General features: G+C 70.8%; 18 protein-coding genes. 12 read left to right on the forward strand and 6 right to left on the reverse strand.

Going from position 1 to position 18,985, the window contains the following annotated elements; genetic code table 11:
* Positions 1 to 488 precede the first annotated feature (488 nt).
* Positions 489 to 1,826: a CynX/NimT family MFS transporter gene (locus IL992_RS43045; protein ID WP_193209053.1), complete on the forward strand. Its 1,338-nt coding sequence runs from the start codon at positions 489 to 491 to the stop codon at positions 1,824 to 1,826.
* Positions 1,827 to 1,848: 22 nt separating this feature from the next.
* Here the strand turns inward: IL992_RS43045 and IL992_RS43050 are convergent, their stop codons facing one another.
* Entirely contained in the window at positions 1,849 to 2,634 is a 786-nt protein-coding gene (locus IL992_RS43050) for a carbon-nitrogen hydrolase family protein (RefSeq protein ID WP_193209054.1), read from the reverse strand.
* Positions 2,635 to 2,674: 40 nt separating this feature from the next.
* Here IL992_RS43050 and IL992_RS43055 point away from each other — a divergent pair, with 40 nt between their 5' ends.
* Positions 2,675 to 3,328, forward strand: a complete 654-nt coding sequence (locus IL992_RS43055) for a GntR family transcriptional regulator (RefSeq protein ID WP_319019199.1) — start codon at positions 2,675 to 2,677, stop codon at positions 3,326 to 3,328.
* 20 nt (positions 3,329 to 3,348) lie between these two features.
* Here the strand turns inward: IL992_RS43055 and IL992_RS43060 are convergent, their stop codons facing one another.
* Complete coding sequence (locus IL992_RS43060) at positions 3,349 to 4,692, reverse strand: MFS transporter (protein ID WP_193209056.1); 1,344 nt, start codon at positions 4,690 to 4,692, stop codon at positions 3,349 to 3,351.
* A 107-nt stretch (positions 4,693 to 4,799) separates the two neighbouring features.
* On the opposite strand from IL992_RS43060, the gene IL992_RS43065 reads away from it, so the two are divergent.
* From IL992_RS43065 to IL992_RS43080, 4 genes are all read left to right on the forward strand, one after another.
* Entirely contained in the window at positions 4,800 to 5,483 is a 684-nt protein-coding gene (locus IL992_RS43065; protein WP_193209057.1) for a DUF2848 domain-containing protein, read from the forward strand.
* Positions 5,484 to 5,526: 43 nt separating this feature from the next.
* Entirely contained in the window at positions 5,527 to 5,871 is a 345-nt protein-coding gene (locus IL992_RS43070) for a cupin domain-containing protein (protein ID WP_079314337.1), read from the forward strand.
* Positions 5,872 to 5,941: 70 nt separating this feature from the next.
* Positions 5,942 to 6,715: a class I SAM-dependent DNA methyltransferase gene (locus tag IL992_RS43075; protein WP_226874835.1), complete on the forward strand. Its 774-nt coding sequence runs from the start codon at positions 5,942 to 5,944 to the stop codon at positions 6,713 to 6,715.
* A gap of 138 nt (positions 6,716 to 6,853) precedes the next feature.
* On the forward strand, positions 6,854 to 7,717 hold the full coding sequence (locus IL992_RS43080) for a hypothetical protein (RefSeq protein WP_193209058.1): 864 nt from the start codon (positions 6,854 to 6,856) through the stop codon (positions 7,715 to 7,717).
* Positions 7,718 to 7,878: 161 nt separating this feature from the next.
* Here the strand turns inward: IL992_RS43080 and IL992_RS43085 are convergent, their stop codons facing one another.
* On the reverse strand, positions 7,879 to 9,267 hold the full coding sequence (locus IL992_RS43085; RefSeq protein WP_319019200.1) for an MFS transporter: 1,389 nt from the start codon (positions 9,265 to 9,267) through the stop codon (positions 7,879 to 7,881).
* Positions 9,268 to 9,473: 206 nt separating this feature from the next.
* On the opposite strand from IL992_RS43085, the gene IL992_RS43090 reads away from it, so the two are divergent.
* The 4 genes from IL992_RS43090 (at position 9,474) to gntD (ending at position 12,493) form a co-directional block, all read left to right on the forward strand.
* Positions 9,474 to 10,190: a TetR/AcrR family transcriptional regulator gene (locus tag IL992_RS43090; RefSeq protein ID WP_319019201.1), complete on the forward strand. Its 717-nt coding sequence runs from the start codon at positions 9,474 to 9,476 to the stop codon at positions 10,188 to 10,190.
* Positions 10,191 to 10,384: 194 nt separating this feature from the next.
* Positions 10,385 to 11,206 (forward strand): ArsR/SmtB family transcription factor, encoded by an 822-nt coding sequence (locus IL992_RS43095; RefSeq protein WP_193209059.1) that lies wholly within the window; start codon positions 10,385 to 10,387, stop codon positions 11,204 to 11,206.
* Positions 11,207 to 11,228: 22 nt separating this feature from the next.
* Complete coding sequence (locus IL992_RS43100) at positions 11,229 to 11,444, forward strand: MbtH family protein (RefSeq protein ID WP_193209060.1); 216 nt, start codon at positions 11,229 to 11,231, stop codon at positions 11,442 to 11,444.
* Positions 11,441 to 12,493, forward strand: coding sequence for a guanitoxin biosynthesis L-enduracididine beta-hydroxylase GntD (gntD, locus tag IL992_RS43105; protein ID WP_193209061.1), 1,053 nt, complete (start codon positions 11,441 to 11,443; stop codon positions 12,491 to 12,493). Before IL992_RS43100 ends, gntD begins: the two co-directional genes overlap by 4 nt.
* Here the strand turns inward: gntD and IL992_RS43110 are convergent.
* Entirely contained in the window at positions 12,483 to 13,754 is a 1,272-nt protein-coding gene (locus IL992_RS43110) for an MFS transporter (protein ID WP_319019202.1), read from the reverse strand. The genes gntD and IL992_RS43110 overlap by 11 nt on opposite strands.
* 233 nt (positions 13,755 to 13,987) lie before the next feature.
* Here IL992_RS43110 and IL992_RS43115 point away from each other — a divergent pair, with 233 nt between their 5' ends.
* Positions 13,988 to 15,565 carry a glycosyltransferase family 39 protein gene (locus IL992_RS43115; RefSeq protein ID WP_193209062.1) on the forward strand — a complete coding sequence of 526 codons (1,578 nt, stop codon included), beginning with the start codon at positions 13,988 to 13,990 and terminating at the stop codon, positions 15,563 to 15,565.
* Positions 15,566 to 15,755: 190 nt separating this feature from the next.
* Here the strand turns inward: IL992_RS43115 and IL992_RS43120 are convergent, their stop codons facing one another.
* A complete protein-coding gene (locus tag IL992_RS43120; protein ID WP_193209063.1) occupies positions 15,756 to 16,904 on the reverse strand; it encodes a tryptophan 2,3-dioxygenase family protein in 1,149 nt (382 codons plus the stop codon).
* Positions 16,901 to 17,920: a methyltransferase gene (locus IL992_RS43125; RefSeq protein ID WP_193209064.1), complete on the reverse strand. Its 1,020-nt coding sequence runs from the start codon at positions 17,918 to 17,920 to the stop codon at positions 16,901 to 16,903. The genes IL992_RS43120 and IL992_RS43125 overlap by 4 nt, the downstream gene beginning before the upstream one ends.
* A 329-nt stretch (positions 17,921 to 18,249) precedes the next feature.
* On the opposite strand from IL992_RS43125, the gene IL992_RS43130 reads away from it, so the two are divergent.
* Positions 18,250 to 18,984, forward strand: a complete 735-nt coding sequence (locus IL992_RS43130; RefSeq protein WP_193209065.1) for an ABC transporter ATP-binding protein — start codon at positions 18,250 to 18,252, stop codon at positions 18,982 to 18,984.
* The last annotated feature ends 1 nt before the right edge of the window (position 18,985 follow it).

An 18,985-nucleotide genomic window follows, 5' to 3' on the forward strand; every position in this document is an offset into this window, starting at 1 on the left:
ATCCAAGGCGTTCTATCAGCGCAAACGAGCCGAGAACAAGATCCATACTCAGGCCCTACTGGCTCTGGCCCGACGCTTGGTCGATGTGCTGTGGGCTCTGCTGCGCGACAACCGGGTCTTCTCCCCTTTTCCGCCGTCCCAGCTCACAGCGCTCGCCGCTTGACATGGTCATTGAGATTCCTTCGCGGCACGTGCTCACGGGCCGCTGTCGGGGGAGTGCTGTGGAGCGGAAGTGCTCCGAGTTTTTTCCGCCACAAAATGGGGTGTCAAGCCCCCAATCGGGACGATGTGACCGACGGGATCGCGGAGCCGGCAGGTCGGCCGCGGCTCTGGAGCGACCCCGTGAATTTTGGAATAAGCCGCTGATTTTAGGATGACCTGGTCGTTTGAGGGTGACGAGGTGGTTTACGGGATGACAGCGCGTGGATGACAGGGTGGCTGGGGGCGACCAGGTGGTTCAGGACGACGCCGAAATTCGGACCGAGCCGATGGTTCGTGATGTGGCGGCGCCGAAGGACGACGTGGCGCGGCGGAGCCCCGCGAAGCAGCGGCAGGGCCGCGTCCGGTCCGCCGCATGGACGCGCCGCCTGGCGGTCGCCGCCCTCGTGCTGGCGGCGCTCAACCTCCGGCCCGTGGTCACGAGCCTCGGGCCCGTGCTCGAAGAGGCCCGCGCCGCCCTCGGGATGAGCGCCACCGTCGCCGGTCTGCTCACGTCCGTGCCGGCGGTGTGCTTCGCGCTGGTCGGCTCGGTCGCACCCCGCCTGGCCCGCCGTCACGGACCGGACGGCGTCGTCCTCGCCGGAATGGCGGCGGTCGCGCTCGGGCTCGCCCTGCGTCCGTTCGTCGGCAGCACTCCGGTGTTCCTCGCGCTGAGCGGCCTCGCACTGGCCGGGATCGCGGTCGCCAACGTGCTGCTGCCGGTCGTGGTCAAGCAACGCTTCCCGGACAGGGTCGGCATGATGACCGGCCTGTACTCCATGGCACTCAATCTCGGCGCCTCGGCCGCCGCCGCCGTCACCGTCCCGCTCGCCGGCGCGTTCGGCGGTGACTGGCGTGCCGGTCTCGGAGCCTGGGCCGTCCTCGCCGCCGTCGCCGTGCCGCCCTGGGTCGCCCTCGCCCGCGACGGCCGGCGGCCACCCGAGCAGCAGATCGGACAGCAGCTCGGACAGCAGCTCGGACAGCAGATCGGGCAGCGGGCCGGGCAGCGGGCCGGGAGGCCGGCGGGCGGGGACGCCGCCGCGGGGGCCCAGGCGCATGTACGGGTCGCCCGCAGCCCCACGGCCTGGGCGCTCGCGGTCTTCTTCGGCCTGCAGGCCACCTCCGCGTACGTCATCATGGGCTGGCTGCCCCAGGTCTTCCGCGACGCCGGGCTGTCCGCCGAGACCGCCGGCCTGCTGTTCGCCGTCACCTCGGTGCTCGGGGTGCCGTTGTCCTTCGTGCTGGCGGCCGTCGCCGGGCGGCTGCGGAACCAGAGCGGCATGGCCGTCCTGCTCGGAGCGTTCGGGCTCGCCGGGTACGCCGGACTGTGGGCGGCTCCCGCCGCCGCGCCCTGGCTGTGGGCGGTGCTCCTCGGCGTGGCCAACTGCTCGTTCCCGCTGGCGCTCACGATGATCGGGATGCGCGGCCGGGACGGCGCGACGGTGATCCGGTTGTCCGCCTTCGCGCAGAGCGTCGGCTACCTGCTGTCGGTCCCCGGTCCCATCCTGGTCGGAGCGCTCTACCAGCACACCGGCGGCTGGCAGGGGCCGCTGGCCTTCGTGGTGTGCCTCATGGTGCCGCAGATCGCGGCCGGATACTTCGCGGGCCGCGACCGGCAGGCCGCCTGAGGGCGTCGCGCGTCCGTGATTCCTACAGGCGCGCGTCGGTGAGGACGGGGATGGCCGCCCTGGCGCGTGCGACCTCGTCCGGATCGATCTCGACGTCGATCAGCCGCGCCTCCGGCCCCGCCTCGGCCAGGGGCCGCCCCCAGGGTGAGACGACCACGCTGTGCCCGATCCCGGTCGGCGCGGAGCCCGCGCCCGTACCGTCCGGCGGGCTCGCCTGGCCGCAGGCGACCACGAACGTGGTCGAGTCGAGCGCCCGGGCGCGGGTCAGCAGCCGCCACTGGTCCACCTTGCCCGGGCCGTCGCCCCAGGACGCGCACAGCACGACGACCTGGGCCCCCTGCCGTGCCAGCCGGGTGAACAGCCCGGGGAAGCGGACGTCGTAGCAGGTGGCCAAGCCGATCCGCACCCCCGCGACGGTCGCGGTCACGGGGTCGGTCCCGGGCGCGACGGTGTCCGACTCCCGGTAGCCGAACGCGTCGTAGAGATGGATCTTGTCGTAGGCGGCGTCCACCTCCGGACCCGTCAGCAGCAGCGTGTTGCGGACGCGGCCGTCCGGTGCGGGGGTGAACATGCCGACCGCGAGCGTGCGTCCGGACTCGCGGGCGATCGCCCGCACGCCGTCCGCCCATGGGCCGTCCACCGGCTCCGCGACCTCCCGTAAGGGCAGGCCGAACCGGCGCATCATGGCCTCGGGAAAGACGACCAGATCGGCCCCCGTGCCCGACGCGCGGGCCGTCCACTCCCGTACGAGGCGCAGGTTGTCCTCGGGATCGGGACCGCTGTTGACCTGGGCGATGGCGACGCGCATGAGCTTCCTTCCTTGTCTACGACCTGTATACATTGTGCTCGTGAATGGTGTCGGAGAGCGGTTGACCGGGCGAGAGCGGGCCTTGACCTATCTGCGCGAGGTGGTGTTGTCCGATCCGGCCCGGGAGGGCACGTTCGTCAACGAGCAGCAGCTGGCCGAGGATGTCGGCCTCTCCCGGACGCCGGTGCGGGAGGCTCTGCTGATCCTGGCGTCCGAGGGCCTGCTGCAGATGCTTCCCCAACGGGGGGTGTACATCTCCCCGCTGTCCGCGCGGGAGATCCGCGAGCTGATGGAGCTGCGCGGGGTCATCGAGCGCTACGCCGTGACCGTCCCCGGCCTGGACGCGGAGGCGACCGGGACGGCGATGCTCGGCGTGCTGGAGGAGCAGGCCGCGATGGCGGGTGACGCCTCCCGGCGGGACGCCCAGGCGTTCATCGAGCTGGATCGCCGCTTCCACCAGCTGATGGTGGACGCGGCCGGGAGCTCGCTGCTGTCGCGGACGTACGCGGGGCTGCGCGAGCGGCAGGTCCGGGTGGGCATCGCCGCGCTGCGGGCCGGTGACGGGCGCTGGCAGGACGTCTGCCTGGAGCACCGGGCGATCGCCGAGGCGGTGCGCGCCGGCGCCGTCGCCGACGCGCACGCCGCGATCGACGCGCACCTGGGGAAGACCTCGCAGGCGCTCCTGGCCGTCTAGGCCGCCGGTCTCGGGTCCGCTCAGGCCGTCACCCGGTCCGGGGGCGCCGCCAGCAGTTCGCGGTCCTCGGCGTGGTCCGGGTCGCGGCCCAGGGCCAGCCCGAGCAGGGTCAGCAGGGCCGAGACGGCGACGTAACAGGCCGGCGCCACCCAGCCGCCGGTCGAGACCAGAAGCCAGGTGAACGTGAGCGGCGCGAGCGCGCCCCCGATCACCCCGGCGAAGGTGTAGGCCAGCGAAGAGCCGGCGTAGCGCAGGCGCGGGGAGAACTGCTCGGTGATGTAGGCGGCCTGCGGGCCGTACATGAACGCGTGGATGCCCAGGCCGACGACCGTGCAGACGACGAGCGTCACCACACCGCCCGGCCGGGCCAGCGTGAAGAACGCGAAGGGCCACAGCCCGGCGAGCACCGCCGCCACGGCGTACAGGGCACGCCGGTTCACCAGGTCGGACAGTGATCCCGCGAGAGGGATGAGGACGAGCTGGCAGCCCGAGGCGATCAGTACGGCGGCGAGCACCTGACCGCGGGTCAGGCCGAGCTCGGTGGTGCCGTACGTGACGACGAAGACAGTGAACAGGGCGTAGAGGATGTCGGGGGCCAGCCGCGACAGGATGGCGGCGGCCAGCGGGCGTCGCTGGTGGGCCAGGATCTCCTTGACGGGGGCCGCCGGGCGCTCCCCATGCGTCTCGATGGCCTTGAAGACGGGCGTGTCCTCCAGCTTGAGCCGGATCCACAGGCCGAAGGCGATGAGGACGGCTGACAGCAGGAACGCGACCCGCCATCCCCAGGCGAGGAAGGCGCCCTCGCTCAGCGTGCCCGCGAGCAGGGCCAGCATGCCGTTGGCCAGCAGGTTCCCGGCCGCCGGACCGACCTGCGCCGCGGAGGCCCACAGGCCGCGCCGTCCCGGGTCCCCGAACTCGCTGGACAGCAGGACGGCGCCGCCCCACTCGCCGCCCACCCCGACCCCCTGCGCGAAGCGCAGCACGACGAGGACGACGGGCGCCGCGACGCCGACCGAGGCGTAGGTGGGGAGCAGGCCGATGAGGAACGTGGTCACGCCGATGAGCAACAGGGTGACCACAAGGACCTTCTTGCGGCCGATCCGGTCGCCGAGGCGGCCGAACACCACTCCTCCCACCGGCCGTGAGAGGAAGCCCACCGCGTAGGTGGAGAAGGCCGGCAGGGCTCCCGTCAGCGGGTCACCGCCGGGGAAGAAGAGTTCGGGGAAGACCAGGGCCGCGGCCGCCGAGTAGACCGCGAAGTCGTACCACTCCAGCGAGGTCCCGCTGAGACTGGCGGCGTACGCCCGCACCAGGGAGCGTCTGTCGACGTCCTTGATCCCGGCGGACGGGGACGGCTGAGGCATGCGTGCACCTCCGGAGCGAAGGGGGGTTGGTAGCTCCCATACTTGCTGTATACAATTCGAATACGCAAGGCATACTTTGAGATTTGTCAGTGGGAAGGAGGTGGGAGGTGTCCGCACTGAGCTTCGAGCTCCCCGACGGCACCGTCGCCGCCACCGAGGTCACCCAGGTGTTCAACGCCGGCTGGGCCGGACGCGACCGGGAGCAGGTGCAGGCGCACATCGACGAACTGGCCGAGCTGGGGGTGCCGGCGCCGGAGAGGACTCCGTGCCTCTACCCCGTGTCGCCCTATCTGGCCCGGCAGACCTCCCTCGTGCGGGCGCAGCACGCGCGCACGTCGGGAGAGGCCGAGTGGGCGCTGGTCGTGACCGGCCCCGGGCCGGACGACGTGCTGCTGACGAGCGCGTGCGACCACACCGACCGCGAGTTGGAGGTGCACGGGGTGGCGTGGAGCAAGAACGCCGCGCCCGACGTCCTGGCCCGCAGGGCGTGGAGGCTGTCCGACGTCCTCGGCCATATGGACGAGATCCGCATCGTGGGCCGGGTCGGGCACGAGCGCGCCCTGATCCAGGACGGCACCTGCGCCGAGCTGCTGCCGCCCACCTACTGGCTGGACGTGCTCAGGCGGGCCGGGCTGCACCGGCCCGGGACCGTCCTGCTGTCCGGGACGATCCCCATGGTGAAGGGGCCGGACCAGTTCGCGTCCCGATGGGAGACCGCCCTGGTCGACCCGGTCACCGGGGAGGAGATCGTCTCCGCCTATGACGTCGAGGTCCTGCCGGCGCCGCTGTGACCCCGTGGACGACCGGCGCCGAACACCGATTCGAGAGGAAACGATGAGCGACGACGACGGGCGCCCGTGGCGGACGATGACCTCCGTCGAAGGGCTGCCCCTGCTGGGCGGGCACGCCCTGTTCCGCCTGCCGCTGCGTACCGAGCGCGGGCTGCTGCTGGAGATCGAGTATCCGGAGGGGGTGAGTTCGCCGGAGCACTTCCACGATCACGACAGCTTCATCTACCTGCTGTCCGGCCATCTGGCGGGCACCGTGAACGGGCAGGAGTGCGAGCTGCTGCCGGGACAGACCCTGCTGCACCCGCGGGGCGCGCCGCACACGGTGGCCGCGCTGCGCACCAGCCGGTGGCTGGAGTTCAAGGCCCCGCCCACCCTGCCCATCGGATGACCCGGGCCGTCGGGCCGCGCGGCACGAGACGCCGGCCGGACGGAAAACCGTTGGACAGCGCCGTACGGCGATGGCGATCGTGGGGAGCATGCGGCAGGAGGAGATCTGGAACGCCGACGCCGCCCGGCGCTACGACACGCCGGGCACCGGGATGTTCGCGCCCGAGGTCCTCGTGCCGGCCGTCGATCGCCTCGCCGATCTCGCGGGCGACGGGCGGGCGCTCGAGTTCGCGATCGGGACCGGTCGCGTGGCCGTCCCGCTCGCCGAGCGTGGGGTGCCCGTCAGCGGCATCGAGCTGTCACGTCCGATGATCGACCAGCTGCGTACGAAAGTGGACGAAACGAAGATCCCGGTCGTCGTCGGCGACATGGCGACCGCCACCGCCCCGGGGGAGTACGCGCTCGTCTACCTCGTCTACAACACGATCTCCAACCTGCTCACCCAGGCCGAGCAGGTCGCCTGCTTCCACAACGCCGCGCGCCACCTGACACCCGGCGGCCGCTTCGTGATCGAGCTCTGGGTGCCCGAGCTGCGCAAGCTCCCGCCGGGTCAGGAGGCCGTGGTGTGGCACCGCGAACCCGGCTACATCGGCCTGGACACCTACGACGTCCTGCGGCAGCACATCGTGTCGCATCACTTCACATTCGACGAGAGCGGCCAGGCCCGGCTGTTCCGCAGCCCCCACCGGTACATCTGGCCGGCCGAACTCGATCTCATGGCCCAGCTGGCCGGGTTCGAGCTGGAGACCAGGCACGCGGACTGGATCGGAACCGAGTTCACCGCCGAGTCGCGTTCCCACGTGTCCGTCTACCGCATCCCGAGGGGTCGAACCGCGTCGCAATAGCGCCGAGCTGTCGCCGGCCTGAACGCGCGTTCGCGGGGGCTTGAGAATCCGGTTTCGCGGCGACGGCCGAAAATACGGACGAGCGGGCCGTGCTGCCGCCCCCGCGGCAAGGGGAGAGCCCCGCGAGGCGACGGCCTCGTGGGGCATGCGGGTCCGGCGGGTTCGATGTGCGGTTATCCGGTCCTTGCTGCTGTTGCTGCCTCACTCTCCCCGCTGCTGATGCCGCTACCGCGGTCCGCGTTCCTCGAATCGGCCGCGCTCGCGTCCGCGCTCTTCCATGCGCCCGCGCTCGCGTCCGCGTTCCTCGAATCGGCCGCGTTCACGTCCGCGCTCTTCCATGCGCCCGCGCTCGCGTGCGCGTTCACGTCCGCGTTCCTCGAATCGGCCGCGCTCGCGTGCGCGTTCACGTCCGCGTTCCTCGAATCGGCCGCGCTCGCGTGCGCGTTCACGTCCGCGTTCCTCGAATCGGCCGCGCTCGCGTGCGCGTTCACGTCCGCGTTCCTCGAACCGCCCGCGTTCACGTTCACGTGTGCGTTCACGTGCGCGTTCACGTCCGCGTTCGCGACCATAGTGGCCGTACGTCCGGTGGCGCTCACGGCCACGGCACCTGCCTCCGGGGCAGGGCTGTGCCGGATTCTGCGCGACCTGTGCGGTGCTGCCGGCCGCATTGACCGGCTGCGTCTGCATCGTCACCGGGACGATGAGGGCCGACGCCGTGATAGCGCCAGCAGCCAGTGCTTCCTTGAGCATGAGTATCACTTCCGTCGACTCCGTGACTGTCACCGGGGAACCCCGGATACACGGAGCGCGAATCGATCCATCGAACCTTGGATCCAGACCCTGATTCTCACGCTAGAGGTAACAAAAGGCCCCGTCACCCAGAAATGCGCAAACAACCGCTTTCCGCAACAGAAAACAAATGCAATCGGAGGTGTTGTCGGACCGTTTCCCCGTGCCGACAATCCCTTTACGTGGGTCCCTGGATTCCTTCCACATCGTTGAGGCGCATTGGTTGTGATCGCACATGTCCGGCCGCACCCCGTCTCCTGCCCCTTCCGGGTCGTTACGGTGGACCGCTGACCGAAACCGCGCGGGTCCTGGAGATTGCCGTGACCGCCGTCGAGGAAGCGGGCCGGTGAACGCCTCACCCGTCGCATGGCCGGCTATTCCGGTTCCGGGACCAAGTCACGGCTGCCGTGCCCCGCCGGCGACGCTGTGCTCGTACGCGGCAGGACGGTGACGGCGATGAGGACGGCGCCGACCAGGAGCACCGCGCCGAGTGTCATGCCGAGCGCGTACCCCTCGGTGAGACCCTCCATCGTGGTGGTCTCGCCGGTGCGCGCATGGGCGGCCGTGCCGAGAGCGGCCAGCCCGAGCGAGGCGCCGATCTGGCGTGAACTGGCGAGCAATCCGGAGGCGGCGCCCGTCTCGCTCGGCGCGACACCCACGGTGGCGGCGGAGACGACCGGTCCGAGGCAGAGCCCGAAACCGATGCTGGTGACGAGCGACGGGCCCAGGGCGTCGGTGAGGAAAGAGCCGTTGGCACTGATCAGACCGAACCAGGCGAACCCGATCGCGGTCACCAGCCCGCCGATGATCAGCATGGTGCGGAGCGGGAGACGGTAGCCGAGTTTGACGGCGGCCGCGGCGCCGGCGATCACACCGATCGCGAAGGGCAGCAACTCGATCCCGGCCATGGTCGGACTGGCCTCGAGCACTTGCTGGAGGTAGAGGGACGCGAAGTAGAAGGACGACGCCATGGCGGCGCCGAGGAGAAGGTTGTAGGAGTTGGCGCCGGCGACCGAGCGGTTGGTCAGCAGGCCGAGCCGGATCAGCGGGTCGCGGCCGGTGGTCCGCTCGACGTAGACGAACGCGGCCAGCAGCGCGACGGCGATCCCCAGGGTCGCCAGGGTGACCGGCGAGGTCCACGCGTACTGGTCGGTGCGGACGACGCCGAACACGAGCAGGGACATCCCCGCCGTGGCCAGGATGGCGCCCAGCACGTCCGGGCGACCGCCGGGAGCCGTGGGCGGAGCGGAGCTGACACCCCGCCAGGCCAGGGCCAGCGCGATGGCGGCCATCGGGACGCTGACGAACATCACCCAGCGCCAGCCCGCGTACTCGGTCAGCACACCGCCGATCAGGACGCCGAGGGCGCCGCCGGCGGCGTTCACCGCGCTCCATATCCCGTACGCCCGGACGCGGGCCTTGCCGGAGGGGAAGGTGACGGTCAGCAGCGCCAGTGCGGCCGGAGACAGCGCGGCGGCGCCCTGCAGGGCGCGGCCGGCTACCAGATGGCCGGGTTCCTGCGCGAAGCCGCCGGCGAGGGAGGCGAGGCCGAAGACGGCGAGCCCGAGCAGCAGGACCCGCTTGTGGCCGTAACGGTCGGCGATCTTGCCGCCCAGGAGGAGCAGCCCGCCGAAGGTGAGGGCGTAGGCGTGGATCACCCAGGTCAGGCCGACCACGCTGAAGCCGAGGCCGGCAGCGATCCGCGGGAGTCCGAGGTTCACGACCGACAGGTCCACCGACACCATGAACTGCACGACAGCCACCGCGGCAAGGGTGAGCCCCGGCCGAGCGGCCGTATGGATGACCGGTTGTCCGCTCGCCGATTTCGTGTCTGTCACCGTACCTCCATCCTCTGGCCGGTTTCTCGTACTTTTTCGTACACGTACCGAAAGTACACCGGAACAGTCCGGTGTCGACGGCCGAAGCCCCCGATTGGCGGAAGGCGGTGGCCGGACGGAATGATGGGACGGTGTCCCGACGCGATGCCCCGCACGGCCGCACCGGCCGTCCGCCGGTGACCTCCCGAGCGCAGATCCTGGATGCGGCCCGCCGGCTCATCGATCGGGACGGCTGGGAGAAGCTGAGCATTCGCCGGCTGGCCGCGGAGCTCGGTATCGGGACGATGACCCTGTATCACCATGTACGGGACAAAGAGGACCTGCTGCTTCTGCTGATCACCGAATACGCGGACCAGGTCCCGCAGCCCGACCTGCCCCGCGAGCCGCGGGACCGCATCGTCGCGACCGCCACCCTGATCCACGACGCCCTCGCGGCCTGGCCGTGGGCCGCGGAGGTCCTCACGGCCGACGGGTTCATCGGCCGGCTCGGCGAATCAGTGTGGATGGTCGAGACCATCGTGGCCGGAGCCATCGACCACGGGTGCGCACCCGAACAGGCCGTGCACGTCTTCCGCCACATCTGGTACTACACGGTCGGCGAGATCCTCGTCCGCGCCCACTCCGCTCACCAACCGGCGGACGCCGGGCGGCCCACCGACCGCGACCCCCTCTTCAGCGGCCTCGACAAGTCGCGGATGCCACGCCTGGTCGCCCTCGGCGATCGATGGCGAACGCTGGCCGCGCAGGACACCTACCCTCAGGGACTACGGGCCCTCGTCGACGGACTGCTCGCCCAGGCCACGTCGGCGACGCCGTGTGAGGTGGCATCCGCGGAGCGGGGTGAATAAGTCCTCGTCTACCGCGCGCGAGGCGTCCGTGGCCGCGTTCCGTGCCCGTGCTCCGGGATCGCCGCCGGGCGCCAGCGGGAGGAACGCGCCGAGCACCCGGGTAGGGGTGCGATAGTCCCGGGATAGCGCACGTCCCTAATTAATGAAGAGTGCTGAGGATTCACTTCACGGTCCAGGATATGGGCCGAATTCGCATGAGTGCGGGACTCGGCCTGGTGACGGAGGGCGTGTTCGCGCTGGATCTGTTCCGGCGCAACGGGGCGTTCTTCGACGGCTGGCGCAAGCAGGTGCGTCAGCGGCTCGGGTCGCGCGTCGCGGACCTGGAGCCGCTGCTCCGCGAGCGCCGGGCACTGTCCGAACTACTGGAGACATTCCGGCGCGGGGCCGCGGACAGCGGCGCCGACGCCCGGGTGGCGGGACTGGTTTTCGAGTTCTGCAGCGCGGCCGTCGTCCCGTACTGGGACAGGGTGCAGAGCCGCCTCGAGGCCGAGCGGGCCGTTCGCGGCAGGATCGGCATCACGACGGGGGTCGAGGGGCTGCTCGGCACCTTGCACCCCAACGTGGAATGGCAGCCGCCACTGCTGGAGATCCGCGACGACGAGGAACGGCACGTCGAGCTGCGCGGGCGCGGGCTGCTGCTCAGCCCGTCGCTGTTCCTGCGCGGCAGGTCCTGTGTGGTGATCGACGGGGGCGACGAGAGACCGCCCGCCCTGGTCTACTCCATGCGGGCCGACGTGGCCGACGTCATCGGCGTCGAGGCCCCGCCCGAGCAGGCGCTCGGCGCCCTGGTCGGGCACACGAGAGCGGCGGCGCTCCAGGCGCTCGCCGAGAGCTGCACCACCGGCGAGCTCGCCCAGCGGCTGGGCATCTCGCTGGCCGGCGCCAGCAAGCACGCGACGGTCCTACGCAGGGCCGGGCTGGCCAACGCCTCACGGAGCAGGAACACCGTGCTCCACACACTGACGCCGCTTGGCGTCGCGCTCCTGCAGCGCCGTGAGCCCGTCCAGGCTCACTGACCACGAGAAAAGGGGATCCACGATGAGCACCAACCCGTTCGAAGACCCCGACGGCACCTACCACGTCCTGATCAACGAGGAGGGCCAGCACTCGCTGTGGCCCGCGTTCGCCGAGGTGCCCGCGGGATGGTCGGTGGCCAAGGCCGCCACCGACCGGCAGTCGGCGCTCGACTACGTCACGGCGAACTGGACCGACATGCGTCCGGCCAGCCTGATCACTTCCATGAACACACCGTGAAGGGACCGACTGTGCTCACGATCAAGCTCACCGAGACCGAGACCACGCTCGTGCGGGAACTCGTCGAGGAACTGTGCGAACGCCACGAGAGCGTGGAGTCGCCCGAGTTCCAGCGCGAGGGCAAGACCTACGCGCAGGAGCTGCCGCGCCGGCTGCGCGCGGAGCTGAACGGATTCACGGCGGCCGAACGCCACGGCGCCTGCGTGATCTCCGGGCTGCCCGTCGACGACGCCGAGATCGGCCCCACGCCGGCGCACTGGAAGGACAAGCCGGTGCCGTCGCCGACGCTGCGGCACGACATCGCCTTCTACCTGATGGCGTCCCTGCTGGGCGAGCCCATCGGCTGGGCCACGCAGCAGGACGGCTACCTCATGCACGACATCCTGCCCATCAAGGGGCACGAGCACGAGCAGATCGGCTCGGGCTCGCAGGAGGTGCTCACCTGGCACACCGAGGACGCCTTCCACCCGCTGAGGACGGACTACCTCGGGCTCGCCTGCATGCGCAACCACGACGCGATCGCGACCACCGTCGCCGACGTCGCCGACGTACGGCTGGACGAGGCCACCGCCGAGGTCCTGCGCCAGGAGCGCTTCCGGATCCTGCCCGACCACTCGCACCGGGCCGAGAACGCGCACGTGCCCGCCGAAGCGGGCGGGCTCGACCACAAGGCCGCCACGCTCATGCGAAGCAGCCGGGAGATCGTCGAGGAGGAACTGCGCTCGCCGACGGCGGTCGCGGTGCTGTTCGGCGATCCCGACGATCCCTATATCCGCATCGATCCGCATTTCATGCGGGGTGTTCAGGGAAGCGCGGAGCAGGAGGCACTCGATGAGGTGACCCGCGCGCTCGACGCCGCGCTCACTGAGATCATCCTGCGGCCCGGCGACATCTGTTTCATCGACAACTACCGCATGGTGCACGGGCGGAACGCGTTCACGCCCAGGTTCGACGGCACCGACAGGTGGTTGCGTCGTCTGAACGTCGCGAGGGACCTGCGCAGGTCCCGGGGCCGGCGGCTCACCGCGCAATCCCGCACTATCTACTGACCGGCATTCCAGGAAAACGGCGGAGAGCCGGACTGAGCGTCGCTCCGAGCGCCACGGCGCCCAGGGCCGCGGCGCACATCAGGAGGCTCTCCGCCCCGCCCCCGGCCAGGGTGACCGTCAGTCCGCCGGCCACCGGGCCGACCGTTCCCGCGAGATCGGCGCAGAGGCCGACGACACCGCTCAGCTGGCCGCGCATCTCGTCGGGAGCGATCGACAACTGGTAGCTCACGATCGTGGCGTTCGTGACGGGCAGGAACACCGCGGCCAGGCCGAGCAGCGCTCCGAGCGGCACACCGCCCGGCACGAACGCCATCGAGGCCGCTATCGCGGCGAAGGCCCACGACGAGCCGATGATGATCACGGGGGCGGGCAGCGCGTCCTGCAGGCGGCCGGCCACCGCGGCCCCGAGCAGTCCGCCGACGCCGAAACAGGCCATCATCAGCCCGATCTCCCCGGAGGCCACCTCGGCCTCGCCCGACGCCACCAGGATGACGACGATGAGCGCGTGGAACGCGAGGTTGACGAAGACGATCCACACCGCGGTCGTCCTGATCAGCGGCTGCCGCAGCAGCCAGCGGAACCCGCTCAGCAGCGCTTCCCTGGCCGGCTCTCGTCCGGCGTCCGCCGCGGGCGGGACCGGGCGGCGGGGCAGCCGCAGGAGCAGCAGCGCGGCGACGGAGACGGCCATCAGGCCGGCGTCGATCGAGAACGGCCCCAGTTCGTGCACGCCGAAGGCGAACCCGGCCAGCGCCGGGCCGAGCAGGAGAGCCGCGAACGGGCGCGCGGCGTTGCGCGTCAGCGCCTCGCGAAGCTGGGAGGCGGGCACGACCTGCGGCAGCACCGCGTGCTCCGCGGGCTGGAACACCGAGCTGAAGACGCCTTCGAGCACGGCCACGAGCGCGAGATGGGGGAAGGAGTAGAACCCCAGCGGCAGCGCGATCACGACGCTGCACATCGCGGCCCCGCGTACCACCTGTGACAGCAGCAGGATCTTCTTGCGGTCCCACCGGTCGGCCAGCACGCCGGCGGGGACGTTCGCGATCATTCGTGCCGCGGCCAGTGCCGAGGTGAGCAGCCCGACCTCCACCGGCGAGGCCGCGTGCGCCAGCAGCAACAGCGGAAAGGCGATGAACACCATCTCGCTCGCCAGCTCCGACAGGAACATGTTGCTCCACAAGATGGTGTAACCGCGGTTTCTGGACAGCGGAACCGGATCCGGTCCGTCCTGTTTCCGCGCGGCCTCATTTCGTGTCATTGCCATGTCATGTCCTCGCAGCAGTGGAAAAACAACCGGTCGGCGTCGATGGTGCGCCGGAATCCGCCGCACGGCCAGGTATTTGACGGGTACGCGAAAGCCGAAGGCCACGCCGCCGGCGAGCCATATTTCTGCACCATTCAACTTGATTGCCCGCGGTGCCGGGCGGTCACATTCTGGAACCGCCAGACGCGTCCGCCCCGGATGCGGTGACGACAAAAGCAATTGGAGGTCATGTCGTGAATGCCGCGACGATTACCGGCACACCCGGCCGGGTGGCCGCGGGGGAGCCGGCGCTCGCCCCCGTACGATGGGGGCCCTCGCTGGGCGTGGGCGCGGCCCTGGCCGCCATGGTCCTCGCGCTGTCCGGGCGGCACGGGTATCACCTCGACGAGCTGTACACGCGGGTGGCCGGCCGCCACCTCGGCTGGGGGCAGATCGACCAGCCGCCGCTGGTCGCGCTGGTCGCCAGGGTGGAGACCGCCGTGTTCGGCGACAACCTCACCGCCCTGCGGCTGGTGCCCGCGCTGCTGATGGGCGTCACGGTGGTGCTCGTCGGGCTCATCGCCCGCGAGCTGGGCGGGAGCCAGAGGGCGCAGCTCCTGGCGACGGGCGCCGCCGCCGTGTCGGGCCTCGCCCTGATCACCGCGCACCTCCTGGGCACCAACGACTTCGACGTCCTGGTCTGGGTCGCCGTCTGCTGGCTGGCGATCCGGCTCGCCCGCACCCGTGACCCCCGGTTGTGGCTGGTGATGGGCGTCGTGGTCGGCGCCGGCCTGTACGCCAAGTACCTGCTCGTCCTGCTCCTGCTGTCCATCGGGGTGGGCATGCTGGTCAGCGGGCCGCGGCGGCTGCTGTTCCACCCGTACGTGCCGGCCGGTGCGGCGATCGCGGCCCTCATCGCCTCGCCCGTCCTGATCTGGCAGGCGACGCACGGCTGGCCGCAGTTCGAGATGGCGGACGCGCTGTCGATCGCGCTCGCGGACCTGTCGCGGATCTCGTTCCTGCCGATGCTGATCCTCGTGGTCGGGCTGTTCCTGACCCCGTTCTGGATCGCGGGCCTGGTGGCCCTGCTGCGTCGCGCGCAGTGGCGTCCGTACCGGTTCGTCGCGGTGGCCTACCTCTTCATGATCGTGCTGCTCATCGCCATCGGCGGGCAGGCGGTCTACGCCGGCGCGCTGCAGTTCGTCCTGCTGGCCGCCGGATGCGTCGTCGCGGCGGACTGGGCGCGGACCGCCGTACGCCGCTGCCTCGCCGGGCTGGCGCTGGCCGCCAACCTGGTGACGTCCGCGGTGCTGCTACTGCCCGTCCTGCCGATCCAGGCCTACGCGGACAACCCCGTGCTGGCACAGCTCGCCATCACGCAGTTCGACCAGGCGGGATGGCCGGAGCTGACCGCCCAGGCCGCCGCCGTCTACCGCGCGCTGCCCCCGGAGGACCGGTCGCACGCGGTCTTCTACGGCAACCACTACGGCCAGGCGGGCGCCCTCGACAAGTACGGTCCCGCCTACGGCCTGCCGCCCGCCTACAGCGGGCACAACTCGTACGCCGACTTCGGCCGCCCCGCCGACGACAAGACCGTGGTCATCACGATCGGCGTGGACCGGGCGAAGTTCTCACAGCTGTTCGCCCAGTGCACCCCCGCCGGCCGGTTCACCCTCGACCTGCCCGTCTCGGACGCGGGTCAGGAGTTCATGGTGTGCCGCGGGCCGCGCGAGCCGTGGTCGCGGCTGTGGCCCCGGCTGCGCTGGATCGGCTTCCAGTGCCCGTACACGGCCATGGCCGTGACGGCGGCGAGCAAGGAGGGATGTGTCTGAGCCGGTCGCCGAGCATCGAGAAGACCGCCGGGAGATCCTTCCCGGCGGTCCTGTCGTGGTCCGGGTGCGGCCGGCGTGCCCGGTGACATGGAGGGCGACATGGACCCGGTGGCATGGAGGGCGACGTGGAGAGGGAGGGTGAGGCGACCTCACCCTCCCTCTCATCCGGTCCCGGTCGGCCGGCTCGGCGTCAGCGGAAGGCGAACGCCGACAGCAGTTGCTCCGGGTCGGTGAGCCGGGGGCCCGAGGGCAGGCCGTCCTTCTCGACGAACCGCTTGAGATAGCCGGCCCCCTCCGTGCCGCCGGAGCCCTTCATGTTCGGCAGGTACGTGCGGCCGAATCCGTAGTGCCTGCCCCGCCAGACCAGCAGCCGCCGTTCCAGCGCGGCGTACGTGGCGGCCACCTCGAGGTCTCCGCTCGCACCGGCCGCGTCCCGCAGGGAGCGGAACTTCCGCAGCCGCGGATCGCCGATCACACGGAGATGGTCGAAACGGGCGAACGTCTCCCTCTTGCGATCGTCATAGCCGTACACCACCAGCTCCATCAGGTGGTAGTTCAGCGACTGCACCGCGCTCGCGTCCCCGGTCGCGTCGCGGAAGCCGAGGAACAGCTCGGGCGACAGCGTCTTCAGCGCATGGAAGATCGCGTTCAGCAGTTCGGCGCACGCGCCCACCTGGTCCATCCAGAACAGGCATCCGGCCCGGTCGCGCTCGACCAGCGAGACCGCCCGGCGGGCGGCCAGGCGGGTCATGAAGAAGGTCAGCTCGCACGCCTGCACGGCGCGGATGAAGATGTGCTCGTCATGCTTGTCGGAACGGCGGAAACCGCAGAACCGCCTGAGCACGAGCACCTGCCGGTCGAGCCGTTCGTCGCCCGTCAGGCGCCGCACCAGGTCCGCGCCGTGCGGCGCACCCCGCGGCGTCACGGGCATGGCGGCGATCCGGTCCAGGACGGGCCCCAGGCGGCGCAGGCGTTCCGCGATGTGACCGGGCGGCTCCCGGTGCCGCGCCGCCTCCTCGTGCTCCCGCTCCGACAGGTCGGTCAGGATCGCGTGCATCGCCAGCAGAGCGCCGCCGTAGGCGTCGTCCTGCTGGCCCAGGAACCACCCGAAGACGTGCAGCGCCGTGTAGCGGTAGTACTCGGGAATCGCCAGGCGGTGGCTGAACGGGCGGGTCAGGAGACGCATCTCGACGTCGTCCCTCGCCACGGCCTCGTCGTAGCGGCGGGACAGGTCGGCCAGCTCCTCCTGGCTCAGTTCGGCGAGCGCGGTCGAGGCCAGCAGGCCGGCGAGCGCCTCGCTGTGCCCCGGGAACGCCGTACGGAAGGTCTCGGTGGTCATCTCGCCCCCACTGTCACCGGGCTCCGCCGGCCGACGAGCAGGTGCTTGTCGGCGGTGGAGCGGCGGACGGCGCAGTCGGCGAAGCCGGCCCGCCGCAGCAGGCCCAGGTACTCCTCCGGAGTGCGGTGCCGGCCCTGGGTCTCCAGGTGCATGGACAGGTTCATCACGGCGGTCGACAGCGGGCCGCGGCGGTCGGGGTCGAAGAGGCGTTCCATGACGAGCACCCGGCCTCCGGGCCGGCAGGCGTCGTACGCCTTGCGCAGCAGCCCTTCGCAGGTGTCGTCGTCCCAGTCGGACAGGATGTAGCCGAAGGCGACGCAGTCGCCCTCGGGCAGCGGGTCGCGGAAGAAGTCGCCGCCGGCGAAGGTGAGCCGGTCGCCGAGTTCGTACGCCTCCGCGCGCTCCGCCAGGTACGGCCCCACCTGGGGCAGGTCGAAGACCGTGGAGCGCAGGCGCGGATAGGCGAGCAGGGCCGCCACCGAGAACGGGCCGCTCGCGCCGCCCACGTCCACCAGCCGCCGGACGTCGCCGAGGTCGGCGAGCCTGGCCAGCTCGTGCGAGACGTGGAAGCTGAGCTGCCACATCGCGGTCAGGAAGCGCCGGACGGAGTCGTCGTCGCGGTAGAGCGTGGCGAACGGGTCCGGCAGTTCGGCGTCGACGGCGGCCTTGCCGCGCGACAGGTAGTCGTGCACCTGGCCGAACCGCTGCGCGGTGCTGCCGACCAGGTGGTCGACGAACCCCAGCAGATAGTGAGGCTCCCGGCTGTCGAGGTAGGGCCTGGTTCCCTCGGCCAGCGCGTACCGGCCTTCGGTGCGCGTGAGCACCTGCAGGGAGACCAGGACGAGCAGCAGGCGCTCCAGGGTCTCGCCGTCGACGCCGAGCGCGCCGGACAGTTCGGCGGCGGTGGCGCTCCCGTGGTCGGCGAGATGGACGAACACGCCCGACCTGTCGGCGAAGTGCAGTGAATGAGTGGCGTAGATTCCGAAGACCGCGCGTTCGAGATGCACTGGGATCATGGGCGAAATCCTTGATAAGGAGATGACGTATCCGCTCGCGCGTCGCGCTCGTTTCGCGCGGGCAGGGGGATGTCACGTCAGTTTCCGCGGATGCGCGGCACGGCCCCAAGCATTTTTCTCCGCCGGTTAAACGCGGACGCCCGGCGTCCGCCGGGCGGTGGCATTTCGCGACCTCAGATTATTCCAGGTGCGGGCGCGGGCGGCGGCCTTATTGACGTCTCGGTTAAGAAGCGAGTTCGGAAGCGTGTTCGGGCCGGAACGGCTGGCGGTCGCTGTAATTGTCGGGCACGATGAGCAGAGTCGGAGTGCGCTCTCCATAACTTTCGGGAATGACGATGACATACGCGGTCAGGTTGGAATCCGTGAACAAGGTGTACGGAGGTGGGCGCAACGCGGTGCGGGCGCTGGACGATGTGTCGATCGCGCTGCCACGCGGGACGTTCACCGCGATCATGGGTCCGTCGGGTTCGGGCAAGAGCACGTTCCTGCACTGCGCCTCCGGTCTCGACCGGTCGACCTCCGGGCGGGTGTGGCTCGGGGAGACGGAGCTGTCGCGCCTGAAGGAGGAGCAGCTGACGGTGCTGCGCCGCGAGCGGGTCGGGTTCGTGTTCCAGGCCTACAACCTGCTGGACGCGCTGACCGTCGAGCAGAACGTCACGATGCCGTTCCGCCTGGCGGACAGGCCCGTTCCGTACGACCGGCTGCGTGCCGCGCTGGCCCAGGTCGGCCTCGCCGACCGGCACGACCACTATCCGGGCCAGCTCTCCGGCGGGCAGCGGCAGCGGGTGGCCGTCGCCCGCGCGCTGATCCACGAGCCTGAGGCCGTGTTCGCCGACGAGCCGACCGGCGCGCTGGACACGCGCACCGGCCGGCAGATCCTCGAGCTGTTACGGCGGATCGTGGACGATCTGCGGCAGACGGTGGTGATGGTGACCCACGATCCGGTCGCCGCCTCCTACGCCGACACGGTGGTGTTCCTCGCCGACGGCAAACTCGCCGGTGACATGAGCAAGCCCACGCCGGAGCGGGTCGCCGACCGCATGACGCGCCTTGGTGAGTGGTGAC

It is taken from the genome of Microbispora sitophila (assembly GCF_014892245.1).
Taxonomy (GTDB): domain Bacteria; phylum Actinomycetota; class Actinomycetes; order Streptosporangiales; family Streptosporangiaceae; genus Microbispora; species Microbispora siamensis.

Coding starts and splice junctions, on each gene's coding strand:
- IL992_RS43050 (WP_193209054.1), bottom strand. CDS start 2,634: ATGCGCGTCGCCATCGCCCAGGTCAACAGCGGTCCCGATCCCGAGGAC.
- IL992_RS43045 (WP_193209053.1), top strand. CDS start 489: ATGGTTCGTGATGTGGCGGCGCCGAAGGACGACGTGGCGCGGCGGAGC.
- IL992_RS43125 (WP_193209064.1), bottom strand. CDS start 17,920: ATGATCCCAGTGCATCTCGAACGCGCGGTCTTCGGAATCTACGCCACT.
- IL992_RS43075 (WP_226874835.1), top strand. CDS start 5,942: ATGGCGATCGTGGGGAGCATGCGGCAGGAGGAGATCTGGAACGCCGAC.
- IL992_RS43100 (WP_193209060.1), top strand. CDS start 11,229: ATGAGCACCAACCCGTTCGAAGACCCCGACGGCACCTACCACGTCCTG.
- IL992_RS43060 (WP_193209056.1), bottom strand. CDS start 4,692: ATGCCTCAGCCGTCCCCGTCCGCCGGGATCAAGGACGTCGACAGACGC.
- IL992_RS43130 (WP_193209065.1), top strand. CDS start 18,250: ATGACGATGACATACGCGGTCAGGTTGGAATCCGTGAACAAGGTGTAC.
- IL992_RS43120 (WP_193209063.1), bottom strand. CDS start 16,904: ATGACCACCGAGACCTTCCGTACGGCGTTCCCGGGGCACAGCGAGGCG.
- IL992_RS43070 (WP_079314337.1), top strand. CDS start 5,527: ATGAGCGACGACGACGGGCGCCCGTGGCGGACGATGACCTCCGTCGAA.
- IL992_RS43110 (WP_319019202.1), bottom strand. CDS start 13,754: ATGGCAATGACACGAAATGAGGCCGCGCGGAAACAGGACGGACCGGAT.
- IL992_RS43095 (WP_193209059.1), top strand. CDS start 10,385: ATGAGTGCGGGACTCGGCCTGGTGACGGAGGGCGTGTTCGCGCTGGAT.